Below are 19,282 nucleotides of genomic sequence, written 5' to 3' on the forward strand. Positions count from 1 at the left end.
AGAATCCTCGGTGATCATAGATTGATCGTGTGGAATTTCTTCGGCTGTCAAAGGCCGTGAAGCGTCTCGGTGGTCATCCCGTGACGCTTCGTCTTTGGGCTGGCTCGGGGAAGATTCCGGTGACTTGGGTTGGCCGTGAGCGCCGGTTCTCCTCGATTGATGTCGAGGCGATGAAGGTTTCTACCGGCGGTGAGCGTTTTCGCTTGGAGGGCCTGTACGTGCGCGTCTGCGGCTCCAGTGGGCGGGAGTCTTCGTTGGAGGCGCACGAGAACGAGCTGCGGCCCACGTCCACCGGCGAGGTCGTCGAGGTTTTCCGTGACCGGGCCTCGGGCCTGCGGGAGGACCGGACCGGCCTCAACCGGCTGCTGCGGGCCGTTGCCGACGGAAGCATCACCGTGGTCCGGGTCACGCATGAGGACCGGCTTGCAAGGGTCGGTGTCGGCTGGCTCGAACACCTGCTCGCCGTGCACGGGGCCGCCCTCGAAGTGCTCCAGCCGAAGAAGCTCGGCGGGCGGGAAGAACTCGTCGAAGACTACTTTTCTGTCGTCGCCACGTTCGTCGGGCGCCTGTACGGGATGCGATCGGCCGAGAACCGGGGTGGCCTGCTGGCCGAGTCCGGGCAATGCCAGGCTGGTGGCCGGTGAGCCGGAAGTTGCCGCTGGCCGAGGGCGAGACCTCCCGCACCGCGTGCGCGCGCATCCTTGTGCGTGCAGGCGTGGACGAGAAGACCGGCGAAGTCCTGTCCCAGGCCGTGCTTGCCGAACGTGTCGGCTGGTGTACCGGCCTGGTGGCGGGCATGGTCTGCGCTCTGATGGGCGAGCACTGGAACAGCGCAGATGTGGATGTGTTGGCCTCCGGGGAGGACGCGGGCGGTCGGAAACTGCCGTCGAACGCGTGGATGGCGCTGCGGCGCCTGGGCTGGACCGCCGCCACGCCTGAGGGTGTGAAGGTCAATGATCGGATCGTGCGCATGGCCCAGGAGCAGGCTGGGCGTGCTCTGCGCTCGGCGAAGTGGCGCGCTGATCTGACCGCCGGGGTGCTGGCGACGTGGCCGGCCGATCCGCGTAAGCGCACCCCGGTCGAGTGGGATCAGGTGCGGGCCTCGATCCCTGGCGGGGAGTATCTGCCGTCCAGCATCATCAAGGGCCGAACCCGGCAGGCCGCCAAGTTCGTCAAGGCCAACGGCCGCCTGCCCGTGGACGTGTTCGAGCTCGAAGGCACCCCGAAGATCCCGCGGATGCTGCTGCTCGCCGCGTGCGACGGGCAGCAGGCCACGATCGAGCGTTCCGAGACCGACCCGGCGAGGGCGCTGCTCCGCTTGCAGCTGCCCACCCGTCCCGATCCGCAGGCGTACCGGGACTGGACGTGGGTGCAGTGCCCGATCACGCTGCCGTCCACGGTCCCTGCGGGCGCGGTTGTGCACCTGCCCACCCTCCGCGTAACCGGCCGACAGGTGCGAGCCGATGTCGCGTACACGCACGCCGTGCCGAAGGCCCAGCGCGCTGGGCACACGGTGGCGCTCGGCGTGGACTGGGGACTCAACACCCTCCTCAGCGCGGGGGCCGTACGACTCCACGACAACGGCCGGATCACCTCCCTCGGGGCCGGTGCCCAGTTCCGCGCCGCCGGCGTCCTCGCCAAGCAGCACCGCCTCCGGCGCCTGTCAGAGCGGCTGCACGCCAAGGACGACCAGTACGTGCGGCTGATCGACGGCCGCCCCGACGAACACCTGACCGCGAAACACGAGGTGCTGCGCGGCGAGATCCGGCACGTGTCCGGTCGCAGATCGCACCTCAACGACGCGCTCGCTTGGGCCGCCGCCCGCTGGGCCGTCGACCAAGCGATTGCCGCCGGAACGACCGTCATCTACCTCGAAGACCTGCGGTCGATGGAAGCCAAGGGCATGGGCCGCACCCACAACACGCGCCTGTCCCAGCAGGTGCGCGGCCAGATCACCGACCGCATGCGGCACCTCGCCGCCGAGGCCGGTATCGCCGTGGTCACCGTCCCAGCCCGGAACACCTCAAAGCACTGCCCGCAATGCCTGACCCCGCTGTGGCACCGCAAAGCCCCCGACCGGCCCACCACGGCGGGCTGGAAGTGGGCCATCTGCCCCAACAGAGAAAGCTGCGGCTGGCAGGGAGACCGCGACCACGGCGCCTGGCGCCGCATCGCAGCCCGCGGCCTGGCCCATCAGGCCAAAACCGTCATCGACCGCACCAACCATGCCATGGTGATCCGCTCGGTCGTGGACAAGCTCGAAGCCAAAGCCGTCGTCACCCCGACCACCAAGGCCAGCCGCAAGGACCGGTCGAAGACCGGCCCCGCCCGACCCCACACCTCACGCCCCGCGCCCAGGCGACGCAGGGCACCCTCCCCCGCCAGACCTCACGGCCCGGCAGGCAAGCGTCCGGAGGGACACGCACCAACGGACCGGACCCAGCTGCCCCGCGCAGCCCACCGGCACCAGAGCGTGAACGCGATCAGCACACCCACCACCGGCCACCGGCCGCGAGGGGCCGCCCTGGGCGCGGGATTCCACCTCCACGCCCATGCATCCCCACCACGATGGGAAACGATCCCGGAAACTCAATCCGACCCAGGATCGCTTAGCTGATCAGAGACGCTGCCCGGAGCGGCGATCAGCTCCGGCTCGGCCCGGCGCAGCACGTCGGTCCAGAGGGCGATGTCCCCGTCCCGCCCGTCGGTCCGCTCCCAGGCGTGGTCGCGTATCGGGAGCTGGGTCAGGAGCACGGTCAGCCAGGCCACCTCGTCGTCGCTCAGCCGCTCGCCCCGCCGGTGCCGGCGGAACGCGGTGCGGACCACGGCCACCCCGGCGGACCGGACCGACCGGCCACCGACCAGCGCGGTCTCCGCCGCCTCCTCGGTCAGCGCCGCCAACCGCCCCCGCGCCCGGGCGGTGGCCCGGCGCATGGCCACCCGGACCGGCCCGTCGAGCGGGGCCACCTGCGCGGTCAACGCGGCCCGGTCGGGGAGGGCGACCTGACCGGCGAAGACGGCTGCGGCGCTGACCTCGCTGGCCGCCGGGTCGTACGGGGTGCCGTCCGGCGGGCAGCAGTCGGGTTCGGCGCACAGGTACGACCACCAGCGCCCGTCGGTCACCCGCAGCGCGTCGAGGACGATCACCCCGGCCGCGTCCAGCGCCTCGCCGACCGCGTCGACCGCGCCGGTCACCCGGGGCGCCGGCCCGTAGCCGATCACCGTGGCCGACTCGGTGCCCTGCCGGACGATCACCTCGGCCAGGTGGCGGGCCGGCGGACGGGGATCGGCCCCGGCCTCGGGCAGGTCGCCCCGGGCGGCGAAGATGACCCGCCGGCCGCGCAGCGCCACCACGACCACGCTGTCGGCGGGGTGGAAGCCGAGCAGGTACGGCACGGCGGCGATGAGGTCGGCGGGTGAGCGGACGGCGAGCCGGGGGCGGTCGGTCGGTGTCATGCCGGGAGCGTGCGGCGGACCGGTGCCCGGCCGACAGGCCCTGTGGACGACACGCCGGTTGTCCACAGGTACGGAGAGTATCGGCGCTGGTGGCGGCGATTCGCGGGCATCGGCGGGGCGACGTGGCCCTCCTTCGTCGGTGGCAGCGGCTACCTTGCGCTCATGGACCTGGCGTACCTGCGGGCGCATCCGGAGCACCTGCCGACGTTCCTGACCCACCAGCGGATCCGGGAGACGCCGGTCTCCGGGGGTGACATCTGCGCCGCCTCCCGGCTGACCCTGGACGACGGCCACTCGGTCTTCGCCAAGACCTGGCCGGAGACGGCGGGACGGCCGGTGCCGGAGGGGTTCTTTGCTGCCGAGGCGGCCGGGCTGCGCTGGCTGCGCGAGGCCGGCGCGGTGGCCGTACCGGAGGTGATCGTGGCGCTGCCGGAGCTGCTGGCGCTCGACTGGGTGGACCCCGGCGAGCCGACGCCGGAGGCGGCCGAGCGGTTCGGCCGGGAGCTGGCCGCGCTGCACCGGGCCGGGGCGCCCGCGTTCGGGGCGGAGTGGCCCGGCTTCATCGGCGCGCTCCCGCAGGACAACACCCCGGACCCGGGCCCCTGGTCCAGTTGGTTCGCCCACCGCCGGCTCGCGCCCTACCTGCGCAGGTCGGTGGACAACCGGGCGCTGAGCCAGTCGGAGACCGGTCTGGTGGAGGAGGTCGTCGAGCGGATCGCCGACCTCGGCGGCGACGAGCCGCCGGCCCGGATCCACGGCGACCTCTGGCCGGGCAACCTGCTCTGGGGTGCCGACGACCGGGTCTGGCTGGTCGACCCGGCCGCGCACGGCGGGCACCGGGAGACCGACCTCGCCCAGCTCGCGCTCTTCGGCGGGGCTCCCCACCTGGACCGGATCCGGGCCGCCTACGAGGAGACGTGGCCGCTCGCCGACGGGTGGCGGGAGCGGGTGCCACTGCACCAGCTCCACCTGCTGCTGGTGCACACCGCCCTGTTCGGCGCCACGTACCGGGATGCGGTCGGTACCGTCGCCCGAGCCGCGCTGCGGGGGGCCGGACGCGCTACCGTCGACAGGTGACCGCCGCCCCGACGTCCCCCGGCGTCCTCGTCGACCGGTACGGCCGCGTCGCGCGGGACCTGCGCGTCTCACTGACCGACAAGTGCAACCTGCGCTGCACGTACTGCATGCCGGCCGAGGGGCTGCCCTGGCTGGCCGGGCCGCAGCTGCTCAGCGATGAGGAGATCGTCCGGCTGGTCCGGGTCGCGGTGCAGCGGCTCGGGGTCACCGAGGTCCGCTTCACCGGCGGCGAGCCGCTGATCCGCCCCGGGCTGGTCGGCATCGTCTCCGCCGTGGCGGCGCTGGAACCACGGCCCCGGATCTCGCTCACCACCAACGGCATCGGGTTGGCGCGGCTGGCGGCGGGCCTGCGCGCCGCCGGGCTGGACCGGGTGAACGTCTCGCTGGACACCCTGGACCGGGCCCGCTTCGCGGAGCTGACCCGGCGGGACCGGCTGGCCGACGTGCTCGCCGGGCTGGCCGGCGCGGCGGAGGCCGGGCTGACCCCGGTGAAGATCAACTCGGTGCTGATGCGCGGGGTCAACGACGACGGGGCGCCGGCGCTGCTGCGCTTCGCCCTCGACCACGGCTACGAGCTGCGCTTCATCGAGCAGATGCCGCTCGACGCCCAGCACGGCTGGGACCGGACGACGATGGTCACCGCCGATGAGATCCTGGCCGCGCTGGGCCGGGAGTTCACCCTGACGGCCGACCCGGCGGAGCGTGGCGCCGCGCCGGCCGAGACCTGGCTGGTCGACGGCGGTCCGGCCAAGGTCGGGGTGATCGCCAGCGTGACCCGGCCGTTCTGCGGCGACTGCGACCGCACCCGGCTCACCGCCGACGGTCAGGTACGCGCCTGCCTCTTCGCCACCGAGGAGTCGGACCTGCGCGGGGCGCTGCGCGGCGGCGCGGACGACGCCGAGCTGGCGGCCCGCTGGCGTACCGCGATGTGGGGCAAGCGCGCCGGGCACGGCATCGACGACCCGTCGTTCCTGCAACCCGTCCGGCCGATGTCGGCGATCGGAGGCTGACCGGTGGAGCTCACCGTCCGCTACTTCGCCGGCGCGCGGGCCGCCGCCGGCCGCACCGAGGAGACCGCACCCGCCGGGCGCTCGCTCGACGAAGTCGTCGGTGAGCTCGCGCAACGACACGGCGAGCGGCTCGCCGCCGTGCTGGGGGTGGCGAGTTTCCTGGTCGACGGCGTCGCCTGCCATGATCGTCGGGTGCCGCTGCCGGCCGGGGCGACGGTCGACGTGCTGCCGCCGTTCGCCGGCGGCTGAGGAGGCTCGGTGCTGGCGATGGCGACCTTCGTGGGCTTCGCGGTGCTCGTCACCGCCCTCATCCACCTGTATCTCTGGAAGCGGCTGGTCCGGGACACCACCGACCCGGGCCGCTGGCGGAAGGTCGGCGGCATCGCCGCGCTGGTGCTGGCGCTGCTGGTGCCGGCGACCATGGTGGGGACCCGCGGCGGGGCGTACTGGCTGGCCTGGCCCGGCTACCTCTGGCTGGCGCTGATGTTCTACCTGCTGGTGCTGCTGCTGGTGCTGGAAGTGCCGATGGCGGTGGGGAAGCTGGTACTGCGCCGCCGGGCGATGGTCGCCGAGCCGACCGCCGCCGCGCCGGAGCCCGCGCTGGTCGGGGCCGCGGGCCCCGCCGACCCGCCGGCCGTCGCGGCGGTCGACCAACCGGACCACGACCCGGCGCGCCGGTTGCTGCTCGCGCGCGGGGCAGCGATCTTCGCCGGGCTCACCGCCGCCGGGATCACCGGGTACGGCGTCCGCACCGCGACGGGCCCGCCGCGGCTCGACCGGGTACGGATCCCGCTGGCGAAGCTTCCGCCCGGCATGGACGGCCTGCGGATCGCCACCGTCTCGGACATCCATCTGGGTCCGCTGCGCGGCCGGGCGCACACCGAGCGGATCGTCGAAATGATCAACCGGCTGGACGCCGACCTGGTGGCCGTCGTCGGCGATCTGGTCGACGGCTCGGTGGCCGAGCTGGGCGAGGCGGCGGCGCCGCTGCGCGGCCTGCGCTCCCGCCACGGCAGCTTCTTCGTCACCGGCAACCACGAGTACTACTCGGGTGTGGAGGAGTGGGTCCAGGAGGTGGACCGGCTCGGGTTGCGGGTGCTGCAGAACCAGCGGCAGGAGATCCACGCCCGGGGCGGCGTGCTGGACCTGGCCGGGGTGAATGACGTCACCGCCGCCGGCACGGGCCTGGCCGCGCCCGCCGACTACGCCGCCGCGCTGGGCGACCGCGACCCGAGCCTGCCGGTGGTGCTGCTGGCGCACCAGCCGGTGGCCGCGCACGAGGCGGCGAAGTTCGGCGTCGACCTGCAACTGTCGGGGCACACCCACGGCGGCCAGATGGTGCCCTTCAACTACCTGGTCAAGCTCCAGCAGCCGGTGGTCTCCGGCCTCGGCGAGGTGGACGGCACCAAGGTCTACGTCACCAACGGCGCCGGTTTCTGGGGCCCGCCGGTCCGGGTCGGCGCCGCGCCGCAGATCACCCTGGTCGAGCTGTGCACCCCATAGCGCGCCCGCGCCGCGCAGTCCAGCACCGCATTGCTCAGGTCACGCGTAAGCGTGGCGGCGGGCGGGCGGTGCACCGGCCGTGACAGGATGCGGCGTGCCTCCGTTCAGCGCCGCACCCCCCGGTGGCCTCCCGCCATTCGTCGCGGATCTGCACATCCACTCGAAGTACTCGCGCGCGTGCAGCCGTGACCTGACCCTGCCGAACCTCGGCTGGTGGGCCCGGCGCAAGGGCATCGGCGTGCTCGGCACCGGCGACTTCACCCACCCTGCCTGGTACGACCACCTGCGGGAGACCCTGCACCCGGCCGAGCCGGGCCTGTACCGGTTGAGCCGGGAGGCGGAGCGGGACATCGCCCGCCGGCTGCCGCCCCGGCTGGCCAGTACGGCGGAGGCGGACCCGGTCCGGTTCATGCTCAGCGTGGAGATCTCCACGATCTACAAGCGGGGCGACCGGACCCGCAAGGTGCACCACCTGATCTACCTGCCCGACCTGGACGCGGTGGCCCGGTTCAACACCGCGCTCGGGCGGATCGGCAACCTGGGCTCGGACGGCCGCCCGATCCTCGGCCTGGACTCCCGGGACCTGCTGGAGATCACCCTGGAGTCCAGCCCGGACGGCTACCTGGTCCCCGCGCACATTTGGACGCCGTGGTTCTCCGCGCTCGGCTCGAAGTCCGGCTTCGACGCGATCGCCGACTGCTACGCCGACCTGGCCGACCACGTCTTCGCGGTGGAGACCGGCCTCTCCTCCGATCCGGAGATGAACTGGCGGGTCGGCAGCCTCGACCGCTACCAGCTCGTCTCCAACTCCGACGCGCACTCGCCGCCGGCGCTGGCCCGGGAGGCCACGGTCCTGAACTCGGCCCGGGACTACTTCGCCATCCGGGAGGCGCTGCGGACCGGCGAGGGGCTGGCCGGGACGATCGAGTTCTTCCCGGAAGAGGGGAAGTACCACGCCGACGGGCACCGGCTCTGCGGCGTCAACTGGTCGCCGGAGCGGACCCGGGCGGCGGGCGGGCGCTGCCCGGAGTGCGGCAAGCCGCTGACGGTGGGCGTCCTGAGCCGGGTCGAGGAGCTGGCCGACCGGCCCGAGGGGCACCGGCCCGCGCATGCCCGCAAGGTGACGCACCTGGTGCCGCTGGCCGAGATCCTCGGCGAGATCAACAAGGTGGGCGCCCGTGCCAAGAAGGTCGAGGGGAAGCTCAACGAGCTGGTCGCGGCCCTCGGCCCGGAGCTGGAGATCCTCACCGCCACCCCGCTGGACGAGGTCGGCCGGGTCGGCGGCGAGTTGCTCGCCGAGGGGATCGGCCGGCTGCGCCGCGGCGACGTGCGCCGGCTGCCGGGTTACGACGGCGAGTACGGCGTGATCACCCTCTTCGACCCCGCCGAGCTGGGCGGTGCCGGCAACACGCGAGCACAGGAGACGCTCTTCGACGTACCGGTGCCGGCGCAGCGACGGCCCGCGGAGCCGGCGCCGAAGCCGAAGGCCAAGCGCCCGGCGGCGGCGAAGGCCGAGCCGAAGCGGAAGGCCACGCCGCCACCGCCGCCGCCGATCGCGCCGGCGCCCTCCCCGCACGAGCCGTTCGAGCCGATGCTCGCCGGCATGGAGGAGGTGGGCACCGGCCTGCTGGACCGGCTCGACGCGATGCAGCGGGTGGCCGCCTCCGCGCCGGGCGGTCCGCTGCTGATCGTGGCCGGTCCGGGCACCGGCAAGACCCGGACGCTGACTCACCGGATCGCCTACCTGTGCGCGGAGCTGAACGTCTTCCCCGAGCAGTGCCTGGCGATCACCTTCACCCGGCGAGCCGCCGAGGAGCTGCGGCACCGGCTGGACGGTCTGCTCGGCCCGGTGGCCGAGGACGTCACCGTGGGCACCTTCCACTCGCTGGGCCTGAGCATCCTCCGGGAGAACGCCGTGGCGGCCGACCTGCCGGCGGACTTCCGGATCGCCGACGACGCGGACCGCTCGGCGGCCCGGGCGGAGGCGGGCGACGACGCGGCCCGCTACACCGCGTTGCTGCGCAAGCAGGACCTGGTCGACCTGGACGAGCTGCTCACCCTGCCGGTCGCGCTGCTGAAGGCCGACAAGAAGCTGGTCCGCGAGTACCGCGACCGCTGGCGCTGGATCTTCGTCGACGAGTACCAGGACGTCGACGCCGTCCAGTACGAGTTGTTGCGACTGCTCAGCCCCGCCGACGGCAACCTCTGCGCGATCGGCGACCCGGACCAGGCGATCTACTCGTTCCGCGGCGCCGACGTCGGCTACTTCCTGCGCTTCTCGCTGGACTTCACCGACGCCCGGCTGGTCCGGCTGAACCGCAACTACCGGTCGTCGGCGCCGATCCTGGCCGCCGCGGTGCAGGCCATCGCGCCGTCGTCGCTGGTCCGGGGCCGCCGGCTGGACCCGGCCCGGCTCGACCCGGAGGCCCCGCTGGTCGGTCGCTACCCCGCGGCCTCCGTCTCCGACGAGGCCGATTTCGTGGTACGCACGATCGACGAGCTGGTGGGTGGCCTCTCCCACCGGTCGCTGGACTCGGGCCGGATCGACGGCCGGTCGACCAACCTGTCCTTCTCCGACATCGCGGTGCTGTACCGGACCGACCAGCAGGCCGCGCCGATCGTGGACGCGCTGGCCCGGGCGAACATTCCGGTGCAGAAGCGCTCGCACGACCGGCTGCGGGACCGTCCCGGCGTGCTGGCGATCGCCCGCGAGCTGCGGCACGCCGACGGCCTGGACGGCTCGTTGCCCGCTCGGGTCCGCCTCGCCGGGCAGGTCCTCGCCGAGCGCTTCGCCGTGCCCACCCTGGACAACACCGGCGCGGTACGCCCCGAGGACGTCCGGACGGCGATCGACCTGCTCACCCCGCTGGCCCGCCGCTGCGGCGACGATCTGGAGCCGTTCCTCGCCCAGCTCGCCACCGGCGCGGAGGTGGACGCGCTCGACCCGCGCGCCGAGGCGGTCACCCTGCTCACCCTGCACGCCGCGAAGGGCCTGGAGTTCCCGGTGGTCTTCCTGGTCGGCGCCGAGGACGGGCTGCTGCCGCTGCGCTGGCCCGGCTCGGAGCCGGACGACGACGCGGTGGCCGAGGAGCGGCGGCTCTTCTTCGTCGGCCTGACCCGCGCCCAGGACCGGCTTTATGTCAGCCACGCCGCCCGTCGGGTCCGGCATGGCGCGGAACGCGACTGCCGGCCCTCGCCGTTCCTCGACGTGATCGACCCGGGCCTGTTCGAACGCTTCGGCGACGCCGAGCCCCGCCGCCCCAAGGACCGCCAGCTCCGCCTGATCTGACCGCGCACCCGTCGGACGACGGCCGTAGGCCGCGGACGGCCGACCACGGGGTGGCGCTGTCGCCACCGCAACGACCCGGGGGCAACTTTGCCGGGGGACTCGGACGGGGCGGGTGGTGGTGACCCACCGTCACCTCGGCACCCGAGGTCATCGCCATCCGCGAGATGACTCTCAGGCATATTTATGCCGCACAGTCATATCGCTCCCCGAGGATCCGTTCCGGTGGCGGGACGGCTCAGGAGAGCAGGACGGCCAGCCAGGCGCCGGCGAGGATGGCCGGGCCGAAGGGCAGAGCGGTGTCCCGGCGTACCCGGCGGGTGACGAGCAGCGCCAGCACCACGACGCCGTTGAGCAGGTGGGGCAGGAGCAGTCCGAGCCAGAGGGTGGGCCAGCCCGACCAGCCGAGCGGCAACCCCAACGCCGCGGCGAGCTTCACGTCGCCGAAGCCGAGCCGCGCGCGGGGCAGCAGCGCCAGCAGCACGTACGCCGCGAGGGAGAGGGCCGCCCCGGCCAGGGCGCCGAGCAGCCGGCCCGGGGTGCCGGCGGCCAGCGCCGCGCCGGCCAGCCCGAGTCCGCCGCCGAACGTGGCGGCGGCGACCAGCGGATCGGGGAGCCTGAGGCACGCCAGATCCACCACCGCGAGCACCAGTCCACACGCCGCCACCAGGAGGAACGCGGGCAGCGCCGGGTCGATGCCCAACGCGGCGGCGAGTCCGCCGAACACCAGCGCACCGAGCCCCGCCATCACCGCCGGGAACCCCACGGACCGCGCGGCGGACCGCAGGGACCGGGCGGACCGCAGGGATCGGGCGGACCGCAGGGATCGGGCGGACCGGAGGGCGAAGCGCGGGGACCGGGCGGCGGACGGCGGGACCGGGGCGTTGCCGGCCGCCGCCGGCAGGTCCAGTCCTGGCTGGGGACCGCGCCGCGCCCTAAGCGGGCCTTCCGCGGGCGACCGGGCGACGAGGGGACGGGCGGCCGCAGGGGCGCCGGCGCCGGCCAGCGCGCCGAGCAGCGCGACGCAGGTCACCAACCCGGCGGACACAAGCCCGGAGGTTACCGGCGGGCCGGCTCCTCGGCTGTCCCGTCCACCGGCCGGCGCGGACGTTCGGTGGTCACCACCAGCGCCACCCCGGCGACGATCACCGCCCCGCCGAGCAGCACCCGGGCGGTGACCGGCTCGGCGGCGAGCAGCGCGCCGAGCGCCACCGCGACCGCCGGGTTGACGTAGGCGTACGTGGCGACCAGCGAGATCGGCGCGTGGTGCAGCAGCCAGACGTACGCGGTGAAGGCGACCAGCGAACCGGCCACCATCAGGTACGCCAGCGCCGCCCAGGAGCGGCCGGTCACCTCGGCCGGGGAGAAGCCGCGCAACTCGCCCCGCACGGCGGCGGTCACGGCGAGGGCCACGGCGCCGGCGACCATCTCGTAGACCGTGGCCACGAAGGGGTCGGCCGGCATCCGGAGCCGCCCGGACAGGAAGGACCCGACGGACCAGCAGGTGGCCGCCGTGACCACGGTGAGCGCCCCGGCCAGCGGGACGGCGCCCGAACCGCCGGTGGGGAGGACGAGCAGGACCAGGCCGACGAAGCCGACGGTCACCCCGGCGAAGGTCCAGGGCCGGGGCCGGTCGCCACCGAGCGTACGGAGCAGCACCACCAGCAGCGGGACGGTCGCCACCAGCAGCGCGGTGATGCCGGAGGGCACGGCGACGCCGGCCGGACCGGACTCGGCGAGCACGACCAGGCCGTTGCCGCCGGCCAGCAGGAGCACCCCGACCAGCGCGGCCGAGCCGAGTTGCCGCCGGTCGACGCGGAGCGCGCCGGGGCCGCGCCGGACCCGGAGCACCGCCGCCAGCACCAGCGCGGCGGCGGCGAACCGGCCGGCCGCGGAGGTGAGCGGCGGCAGCGACTCGACCGCGATCCGGATGCCCAGGTAGGTGGAGCCCCACAGCACGTACACCAGGACCAGCGCAGTCCAGATCAGCGCAGGTCGGGTGGGCATGCCGGGACGGTCGACGGCGACGGGACCGTCCGGCGCGGGGCCGGGTCCGGAGGACGTCGCACTTGCGGGGCGTGAGCTCATCGGTGGACCAGGCTACGGTGACCACGGCGTCGGCGTCCCCTGTTGGTGGCCGGCCTCTCAACCTTTGCGCATGCAGGAGGGCGTTCATGACCAACTTCGGACCACCGGTCGGCGGCTCCCCGGAGCCGTGGGGTGGACGGCGGCCTGACGACGCGTACGCCCCGCCGGCCGACCCGCGGTACGACCCGCAGCCGGGCGGGTGGGGCGAGCCGCCCGCCCAGCGGTACGAGCCGACGGGCTGGGAGGAGCAGCCGTCCCGGCAGTCCGCCTACCCCGCCGCGTACCCGCCCTACCAGCAGACCGCCCGTCAGGGGTACGCGCCGGCCGGGTCGCCCGGCTACCCGCCGGCCTCGCCGTACGTCGGCGACGGTCACCCGTACGCCGATCCGCCGCCCCCGCCGAAGCGCGGCAAGGGTCCGCTGATCACGGTGCTCGCCGTGCTGGCGGTGCTCCTCCTCGGCGGCGCGGCCACCGTCTACCTGCTGGGTCGGGACGACGCCGCTCCGCAGGCGGGGTCGACCGAGGCCCCGGCCACCGACCCGGCTGCGGCGGCGACCGAGCCCGCCCCGGCCACCACGGCGCCGGCGCCGGCGTCCTCGGCGGATCCGCGGTTCGTCAAGGCCGGGCAGTGCGTCCGCAACGAGGGTCCGGCCGGCGGCAAGCCGAAGCTGCTGATCAGCGAGTGCGGCGCGAAGACGTACCAGGTGCTGCGCCGCTTCGACGGCGCGACCAGCGGGGAGAAGGACGCCCAGGCCAAGTGCGCCAAGGTGGATGGCTACACCAACTGGTACTTCTTCGACAGCGAGCTGGACACCCTCGACTTCGTCCTCTGCCTCAAGCAGCGCTGACCCCGCCCGTAGGCAAAACTAGGGCTGTCTAGCGTGAGAGCTAGACAGCCCTAGTTTCGTCTCGACGGTCCCGACACGCCGGTAGGCCCATCTATCCATGTCTAGCCCGGTGGCTAGACGGCCCGATACTCTGCGATGCGTGGATCCGGTCCGCAACCCGTACGCCCCGGGCGCCGGGCAGCGCCCGCCCGAGCTCGCCGGGCGGGGGCGGGAGCTGGACGTCTTCGACGTCGTACTGGAACGCATCGCCCGAGGCCGCCCCGAGCGCAGCCTGATGCTCACCGGCCTGCGCGGCGTCGGCAAGACCGTCCTGCTCAACACCCTCCGCTCGCAGGCGATCAACCACCTCTGGGGCACCGGCAAGATCGAGGCGCGCCCGGACCAGTCGCTGCGCCGGCCGGTCGCCGCCGCCCTGCACATGGCGGTCCGCGAACTCGCCCCCCGGCACCGCGCGCCGGACCGGATCGACGGCTTCCTCGGCGTGCTCAAGGCGTTCGCCCAGCGCTCCGCGCCGACCGGACGCGGCGGGGCCGCGCCGAAGCTGCGCGACCGCTGGCAACCCGGCATCGACGTGCCGGCCAGCAGCGGCCGGGCCGACTCCGGGGACATCGAGATCGACCTGGTCGAGCTGCTCACCGACGCCGCGGCGGTGGCCACCGACGTGGGCACCGGCATCGCCGTCTTCATCGACGAGATGCAGGACCTCGGCGCGGAGGACGTCTCGGCGCTCTGCGCCGCCTGCCACGAGCTGTCGCAGCTCGGCGCGCCGCTGATCGTGGTCGGCGCCGGGCTGCCGCACCTGCCGGCCGTGCTCAGCGCCGCCAAGTCGTACTCCGAGCGGCTCTTCCGCTACCAACGGATCGACCGGTTGGATCGGATCGCCGCCGACCAGGCGCTCTGCGCGCCGGCCGAGCGCGAGGAGGTCGAGTACGAGCAGAAGGCGCTCGACCTGCTCTACGAGAAGTCGGGCGGCTACCCCTACTTCGTCCAGGCGTACGGGAAGGCCACCTGGGACCACGCCCCCCGCTCACCGATCACCGCCGCCGACGTCCGGGTGGCCGCTCCGGAGGCCGAGGCGGAGCTGGCCGTCGGCTTCTTCGGCTCCCGGTTCGAGCGGGCCACGCCCGCCGAGCGCGAGTACATGCGGGCGATGGCGACGCTCTCCCTGGTGGAGGGGGAGGAGAGCAGGCGCGACGACATGGACGCCGCGGTGCCCACCGCGGAGATCGCCCGCTCGCTCGGCCGCAAGCCGGCCAGCCTGTCGCCGGCCCGGGACGCGCTGATCAAGAAGGGCCTGATCTACTCCGGGGAGCGGGGCACCGTCGCCTTCACCGTCCCGCACTTCGGCCGGTACCTGCGGACCCAGCCGGCCTGACCGCGGGCCGGCGCGCGGGTCAGACCTTGGCCCAGGGTGGCGGGAAGACCACCTCGCCGCGCGGTGGCGGCGCCTCGCCGCTGGCCGACGGGGGCAGCACCAGCGCCTGCCACGGCTCTCCCAGCCCGGACCAGGGACTGGTCAACCCCATCCGGTCGGCCCGCTCGAAGCCGAAGCGGCGGTAGAAGGCGGGGTCGCCGAGCACCACCACCAGCCGCTCACCCAGTTCGGTCGCGGCGTCCAGCGCCGCCTGGACCACCGCCGCGCCGTGGCCGATTCGCTGCCGGTGCGGCGCGACCGCCACCGGGCCGAGCGCCAGCGCCGGCGCGGGCGCCGCGCCACCGTCCGAACAGACCCGGACCCGGGTCAGCAGCGCGTAGCCGACCACCTCGCCGCCGTGCTCCGCGACCATGGCCAGCTCGGGGATCCAGGCGTCGCTGTGCCGCAGTTCGTCGACCAGCCCAACCTCGGGCGGGGTGGCCACGTCGGGCCGGGCGAAGGCGGCGGCCAGCACCCGGGCGACCGGCGCCTCGTCCGCCGGGTCCTCTGGTCGCAGCCGCAGGGTCGTCACCCGCGCGACGTTACCGGGCCGCGGCGGTCCATCCGCGACGGTCGCTGGAATTCGGTGTGGCGCGTCTCCCGCCGGACGTCCATGCCGGCCGATCCCTTTCGGGTGTTGTCGGGATAGCGGACCCCGACACGGGGTATGACTGAGCCATGAAACCCGTGCGCTCCCTCGCCCGTGTCATGTTGAGCGGAATCTTCGTGGTCAGCGGCGCCCGCAACCTGCAGAATCCCGGTCGTCTGGCGCCGGCCGCCAAGCCGGTCACCGACCGGCTCGCTCCGCTGATCCAGAAGAACGTCCACCCCCGGTTCCCCACCGACGCCGAGACGCTGGTCCGGGTCAACTCGGCCACTCAGCTCATCGGCGGCCTGATGCTCGCCACCGGCAAGTTCACCCGCCCGACCGCGCTGGTCCTCGCCGGGAGCCTGGTGCCGGCGACCGTGGCCGGCCATCCCTTCTGGAAGAACGACGACCCGGCGATGCGGAGCAACAACCAGATCCACTTCCTGAAGAACCTCGGGCTCTTCGGCGGGCTACTGCTCGCCGCCGCCGACACCGAGGGCAAGCCCGGGCTGCGCTGGCGCGCCGGCCACCGGATCGGCCACTCCCGACGGTCGATGCAGCGAGCCGTCCGGACCGCCCGCCGGGAGACGAAGATCGCCGTACGATCGGCGGCCACCGCCCGTCGACTCCCGGGCTGACCTGCATCGATACGGCCGCCTCCCCCCGCAAGGCCGCGAATTACCTGAACCACCCGACACCCGTTAACGCGGTGGAAATGTCAAAAACATGTGTGGGATCGGACACGGTCGCATAACGCGGGAGGCAACGACGTGAGGCGCCGTTCTAGGCTCCGTGCAGGACCTGGACGGGCAGGACGATCTTGGTACGGGGGTGGCACCGCCATGCCGGCGACCGTCGGTAGACGGCTGGACCGCCTCGCTCCAGTCCACCGCGTGACGCGTGGGATCGATCGCAGGACAGTCGTACGGACCGGCATCGTGGCCGCCGTCGCCTACGCCGCATGGCTCGCCATCGGCGCGTTCGGGCGGCCGTACAACTTCTTCGACATGAAGATCTACCACGGCGCCGTGGTGTGGTGGGCGAGCGGCAACGAGCTCTACGACTTCATCGCACCCTCGACGACGCTGGGATTCACCTACCCGCCCTTCGCCGGCCTGGTCATGCTGCCGATGTCCTGGCTGCCGGTGGACGCCGCCGCCTGGCTCAACGCGCTGGCCAGCATCGCCGCGCTCGCGGTCGTCCTGGCCGCGCTGCTGCGCCCGATCGTGGACCGGCTGGGCTGGCCCCTCTGGTTCACCGTGGGCATCGCCACGCCGATGGCCGTCGCCATCGAGCCGGCCCGGGAGAGCCTCGGCTACGGGCAGGTCAACCTGCTGCTCTTCGCCCTGGTCATGGCGGACCTGGTCGGGCTGCGCTGGCGGGCGAAGCGGGGCACCCATCACGACACCGCCAACTCGGCGCTGGCCCGCTTCGTCTACAGCGGCGCCTGGGCCGGCGCCGGGATCGGCCTGGCCACCGCGGTCAAGCTGACGCCCGCGCTCTTCATCGCGTACCTGATGATCACCCGCCAGTGGCGGGCCGCGCTGACCGCGGTCGGCACCACGATCGGCGTCACCCTCGGGACGTTCGCGCTGGTCGGCGAGGAGTCGCGGACGTACTTCAGCAGCGTGCTGTGGCAGACCGAGCGGGTCGGCGCGGCGGACATGACCCCCAACCAGTCGCTGGCGGGCCTGCTGGCGCGCCTCTACGACTCGATCGAGACGCCCGGCCTGCTCTGGCTGGCCTTCTCGGTGCTGGTCCTGGCGCTCGGGCTGTCCCGGGCCGCCGCGGCCCGGGCCGACGGCGATGAACTGACCGCGTTCACCCTGGTCGGGCTCACCGCCAACGTGATCAGCCCGATCTCCTGGTCGCACCACCTGGTCTGGGTCATCCCGGCGATCATCGTGCTGGCCGACGCCGCGGTACGCCGGCACGAGGCGAGCCGCGGCCTGCTGCCCCGGCTCAGCACGGCGTCGACGGCCGGCGGGGTGCCGGGGGTCAACGCGCTGCGCCCGCCGATCTGGTACCCGACGCTCACCGGCCTGCGGCACGCCGTGGCCGCGATCGGGCTCTACCTGCTCTTCCTGATCTCGCCCATCTGGCCGTACGAGCACCAGCTGCCCGAGGTGTCGCACTACCAGGACGGCCTGTTCGGCGCGCTGATGGAGAACTCGCTGGCGATCGCGCTGATCGTGCTGGTCGCGGCGCTGCCCTGGCGGCCGGGTGCCGAGCCGGCGTTCTACCACGACCGGCCGCTCCGCGCCGCCCAGCTCACCGGGCGCCGCTGACCGTCCCGGCCCGGGACGGTCGGCGGATCACGGGCAGTTCACCCACTCCTCGGTGCCGTCGGCGAAGACCTGCTGCTTCCAGATCGGCAGCCGCGCCTTCACCTCGTCGACGAGGCGGGCGCAGGCCGCGAACGCGGCGGCCCGGTGGGCGGTGCTGACCGCCGCCACGAGGGCCACGTCGCCGATCGCCAGCGGGCCGATCCGGTGCGAGACGGCCACCGCGTACACATCCGGATCCGCGGCGATCTCGGCGGCGACCTCCCGCAGCACGGCCTCGGCGCTCGGGTGGCCCTCGTACTCGAGGCTGGTCACCGGACGGCCGTGGTCGTGGTCGCGGACCACGCCCTGGAAGGAGACCACCGCGCCGGCCCGCCGGTCGGCCACCGCCGCCTCGTGGGCGGCGAGGTCGAGTGGCTGGTCGGTGACCGTGCCGTGGGCCAGCGTCCCGGCGGGGCTCACCACGTCCGCTCCCCGGGGGCCAGCGGCAGCGGCACGACCGGCACCCGCGCCCCGGCCTCGCCGTTGGTGCCGGGGCGGATGACCGCGAAGCCGTCCGCACCGGCCAGGCCGCGGAGCATCGCCGAGCCGACGTGGCGTACCGGATGGGCGGTGCCGGCGGCCCGGTCCAGCCGGACCAGGGCGAGATGGGTGTAGTCGCCCCGGCCGGGCACCGGCTCGGCGAGGGTGGCCAGCGGCAGCGCCGGCATCGGTCGCCCCTGCAGGCCGGCGAGCAGCGGCGCGACCAGCGAGACCAGCGCGACGATGGCGGACTGCGGGTTGCCGGGCAGGCCGGCGACGAACCGGACCCGGCCGTCGGCGTCGACCAGCCGGGCCAGCAGCATCGGGAAGCCGGGGCGGACCGCGACGGTGTTGACGACGTAGTCGGCGCCGAGCGCCGCCAGCGTCGGGTGCAGGTGGTCGACCGGCCCGTGCATGGTGCCGCCGGTGGTGCAGACCAGGTCGGCGTCGGCGAGCGCCGCGCGCAGGGCGGCCACGTGGGCGGGGAGGGTGTCCGCCACCGGGCCGACCACGTCGGCCGGACGGATCTGGCAGCCGTACCGGCGCAGCCAGGCGGGCACCGCCGGGCCGAGGGCGTCCCGGACCCGGCCGGCGGCCGGCGGGCCGGAGGTCAGCAGCTCGTCGCCGAAGACCAGCAGCGCGGCACGGGGCTGCCGGCGGACCCGCAGGGTGTCGTGACCGCAGGAGGCGGCCAGCCCGATCAGCGCCGGGTCGACCGGGGTGCCGGCGGGAAGCAGTTCCTCCCCGGCGTACGCCTCCTCACCCGGCTCGCGCCACTCCGGCCCCGGCCGGGGCGTGCCGGCGACCCGGCCGTCGGCGGTCCGGGTGGACTCCTCGATCCGCAGAATGGCGGCGGTCCCCTCGGGGACCATCGCGCCGGTGGCGATCTCGACGGTGGTGCCGTCGGCGGTCAGCGGCGGCGGGCTGTTCCCCGCGAGCACCCGCCCCACCACCTCCCACGGGCCGTCGCCGCGCACCGCCCAGCCGTCCACGCTGGAGGTGGGGAACGCGGGCAGGTTCGTCCGGGTGGTCAACGGCTCGGCGAGGGTGTGGCCGTCGGTGTCGGCGAGCGGCCGGTCGAGGGCGGGAAGCGCGGCGGCGAGGCCGACGGCGTACACCCGGGAGCGGGCCTCCTCCCAGCCGGCCGGCGGCGGCGCGGCGACCTGGGCCGCCGCGGCTGCGGTTTCCGTGCTCATCCGGCGAG

16 protein-coding genes and 1 pseudogene are annotated in these 19,282 nt (G+C 74.1%); 11 read left to right on the forward strand and 6 right to left on the reverse strand.

Annotation, left to right across the window (positions count from 1 at the left end):
• Positions 1-29 precede the first annotated feature (29 nt).
• Together ACFOYX_RS24775 and ACFOYX_RS24780 are read left to right on the forward strand one after the other, a co-directional pair.
• Positions 30-644, forward strand: coding sequence for a recombinase family protein (locus ACFOYX_RS24775; RefSeq protein WP_322439854.1), 615 nt, complete (start codon positions 30-32; stop codon positions 642-644).
• A complete protein-coding gene (locus ACFOYX_RS24780) occupies positions 641-2,617 on the forward strand; it encodes a zinc ribbon domain-containing protein (RefSeq protein ID WP_322439853.1) in 1,977 nt (658 codons plus the stop codon). Before ACFOYX_RS24775 ends, ACFOYX_RS24780 begins: the two co-directional genes overlap by 4 nt.
• Before the next feature lie 11 nt (positions 2,618-2,628).
• Here ACFOYX_RS24780 and ACFOYX_RS24785 read toward each other — a convergent pair.
• Positions 2,629-3,456 (reverse strand): annotated as a pseudogene (locus ACFOYX_RS24785) (DUF4192 domain-containing protein); the annotation flags it as partial.
• Positions 3,457-3,618: 162 nt separating this feature from the next.
• On the opposite strand from ACFOYX_RS24785, the gene ACFOYX_RS24790 reads away from it, so the two are divergent.
• The 5 genes from ACFOYX_RS24790 (at position 3,619) to ACFOYX_RS24810 (ending at position 10,335) form a co-directional block, all read left to right on the forward strand.
• The gene (locus tag ACFOYX_RS24790; RefSeq protein WP_322439852.1) at positions 3,619-4,533 is read left to right on the forward strand and encodes a fructosamine kinase family protein; all 915 of its coding nucleotides are present in this window, start codon (positions 3,619-3,621) and stop codon (positions 4,531-4,533) included.
• The gene (moaA, locus tag ACFOYX_RS24795; protein ID WP_238454326.1) at positions 4,530-5,543 is read left to right on the forward strand and encodes a GTP 3',8-cyclase MoaA; all 1,014 of its coding nucleotides are present in this window, start codon (positions 4,530-4,532) and stop codon (positions 5,541-5,543) included. Before ACFOYX_RS24790 ends, moaA begins: the two co-directional genes overlap by 4 nt.
• 3 nt (positions 5,544-5,546) lie before the next feature.
• The gene (locus ACFOYX_RS24800) at positions 5,547-5,792 is read left to right on the forward strand and encodes a MoaD/ThiS family protein (RefSeq protein ID WP_322439851.1); all 246 of its coding nucleotides are present in this window, start codon (positions 5,547-5,549) and stop codon (positions 5,790-5,792) included.
• An 18-nt stretch (positions 5,793-5,810) separates the two neighbouring features.
• The gene (locus ACFOYX_RS24805) at positions 5,811-7,046 is read left to right on the forward strand and encodes a metallophosphoesterase (RefSeq protein ID WP_322439871.1); all 1,236 of its coding nucleotides are present in this window, start codon (positions 5,811-5,813) and stop codon (positions 7,044-7,046) included.
• A gap of 94 nt (positions 7,047-7,140) precedes the next feature.
• Positions 7,141-10,335, forward strand: a complete 3,195-nt coding sequence (locus ACFOYX_RS24810; RefSeq protein ID WP_322439850.1) for a UvrD-helicase domain-containing protein — start codon at positions 7,141-7,143, stop codon at positions 10,333-10,335.
• 235 nt (positions 10,336-10,570) lie between these two features.
• Here the strand turns inward: ACFOYX_RS24810 and ACFOYX_RS24815 are convergent, their stop codons facing one another.
• A complete protein-coding gene (locus ACFOYX_RS24815; protein WP_322439849.1) occupies positions 10,571-11,380 on the reverse strand; it encodes an A24 family peptidase in 810 nt (269 codons plus the stop codon).
• Positions 11,381-11,391: 11 nt separating this feature from the next.
• A complete protein-coding gene (locus ACFOYX_RS24820; RefSeq protein ID WP_322439848.1) occupies positions 11,392-12,339 on the reverse strand; it encodes an EamA family transporter in 948 nt (315 codons plus the stop codon).
• A gap of 500 nt (positions 12,340-12,839) precedes the next feature.
• Here ACFOYX_RS24820 and ACFOYX_RS24825 point away from each other — a divergent pair, with 500 nt between their 5' ends.
• Both ACFOYX_RS24825 and ACFOYX_RS24830 read left to right on the forward strand, forming a co-directional pair.
• On the forward strand, positions 12,840-13,268 hold the full coding sequence (locus tag ACFOYX_RS24825) for a hypothetical protein (protein ID WP_377534457.1): 429 nt from the start codon (positions 12,840-12,842) through the stop codon (positions 13,266-13,268).
• Positions 13,269-13,407: 139 nt separating this feature from the next.
• Positions 13,408-14,643 (forward strand): ATP-binding protein, encoded by a 1,236-nt coding sequence (locus tag ACFOYX_RS24830; RefSeq protein ID WP_322439847.1) that lies wholly within the window; start codon positions 13,408-13,410, stop codon positions 14,641-14,643.
• Positions 14,644-14,662: 19 nt separating this feature from the next.
• On the opposite strand, the gene ACFOYX_RS24835 is transcribed toward ACFOYX_RS24830, so the two are convergent.
• Complete coding sequence (locus ACFOYX_RS24835) at positions 14,663-15,214, reverse strand: GNAT family N-acetyltransferase (protein WP_109802679.1); 552 nt, start codon at positions 15,212-15,214, stop codon at positions 14,663-14,665.
• Positions 15,215-15,360: 146 nt separating this feature from the next.
• On the opposite strand from ACFOYX_RS24835, the gene ACFOYX_RS24840 reads away from it, so the two are divergent.
• Positions 15,361-15,909: a DoxX family protein gene (locus tag ACFOYX_RS24840; protein ID WP_322439846.1), complete on the forward strand. Its 549-nt coding sequence runs from the start codon at positions 15,361-15,363 to the stop codon at positions 15,907-15,909.
• Positions 15,910-16,113: 204 nt separating this feature from the next.
• Positions 16,114-17,559, forward strand: a complete 1,446-nt coding sequence (locus tag ACFOYX_RS24845; protein WP_322439845.1) for a glycosyltransferase 87 family protein — start codon at positions 16,114-16,116, stop codon at positions 17,557-17,559.
• Positions 17,560-17,586: 27 nt separating this feature from the next.
• Here the strand turns inward: ACFOYX_RS24845 and ACFOYX_RS24850 are convergent, their stop codons facing one another.
• Both ACFOYX_RS24850 and ACFOYX_RS24855 read right to left on the reverse strand, forming a co-directional pair.
• Positions 17,587-18,018 (reverse strand): molybdenum cofactor biosynthesis protein MoaE, encoded by a 432-nt coding sequence (locus ACFOYX_RS24850; RefSeq protein ID WP_322439870.1) that lies wholly within the window; start codon positions 18,016-18,018, stop codon positions 17,587-17,589.
• Positions 18,015-19,274 (reverse strand): molybdopterin molybdotransferase MoeA, encoded by a 1,260-nt coding sequence (locus ACFOYX_RS24855; protein WP_322439844.1) that lies wholly within the window; start codon positions 19,272-19,274, stop codon positions 18,015-18,017. Before ACFOYX_RS24855 ends, ACFOYX_RS24850 begins: the two co-directional genes overlap by 4 nt.
• Positions 19,275-19,282: the final 8 nt, after the last annotated feature.

Source organism: Micromonospora sp. GCM10011541 (assembly GCF_042650725.1).
GTDB lineage: Bacteria > Actinomycetota > Actinomycetes > Mycobacteriales > Micromonosporaceae > Micromonospora > Micromonospora sicca.

What these genes read in the sequence shown, in the direction of transcription:
- ACFOYX_RS24845 (WP_322439845.1), top strand. Translation starts at nt 16,114, where the DNA reads ATGCCGGCGACCGTCGGTAGACGGCTGGACCGCCTCGCTCCAGTCCAC.
- ACFOYX_RS24790 (WP_322439852.1), top strand. Translation starts at nt 3,619, where the DNA reads ATGGACCTGGCGTACCTGCGGGCGCATCCGGAGCACCTGCCGACGTTC.
- ACFOYX_RS24820 (WP_322439848.1), bottom strand. Translation starts at nt 12,339, where the DNA reads ATGCCCACCCGACCTGCGCTGATCTGGACTGCGCTGGTCCTGGTGTAC.
- ACFOYX_RS24805 (WP_322439871.1), top strand. Translation starts at nt 5,811, where the DNA reads ATGGCGACCTTCGTGGGCTTCGCGGTGCTCGTCACCGCCCTCATCCAC.
- ACFOYX_RS24840 (WP_322439846.1), top strand. Translation starts at nt 15,361, where the DNA reads ATGAAACCCGTGCGCTCCCTCGCCCGTGTCATGTTGAGCGGAATCTTC.
- ACFOYX_RS24855 (WP_322439844.1), bottom strand. Translation starts at nt 19,274, where the DNA reads ATGAGCACGGAAACCGCAGCCGCGGCGGCCCAGGTCGCCGCGCCGCCG.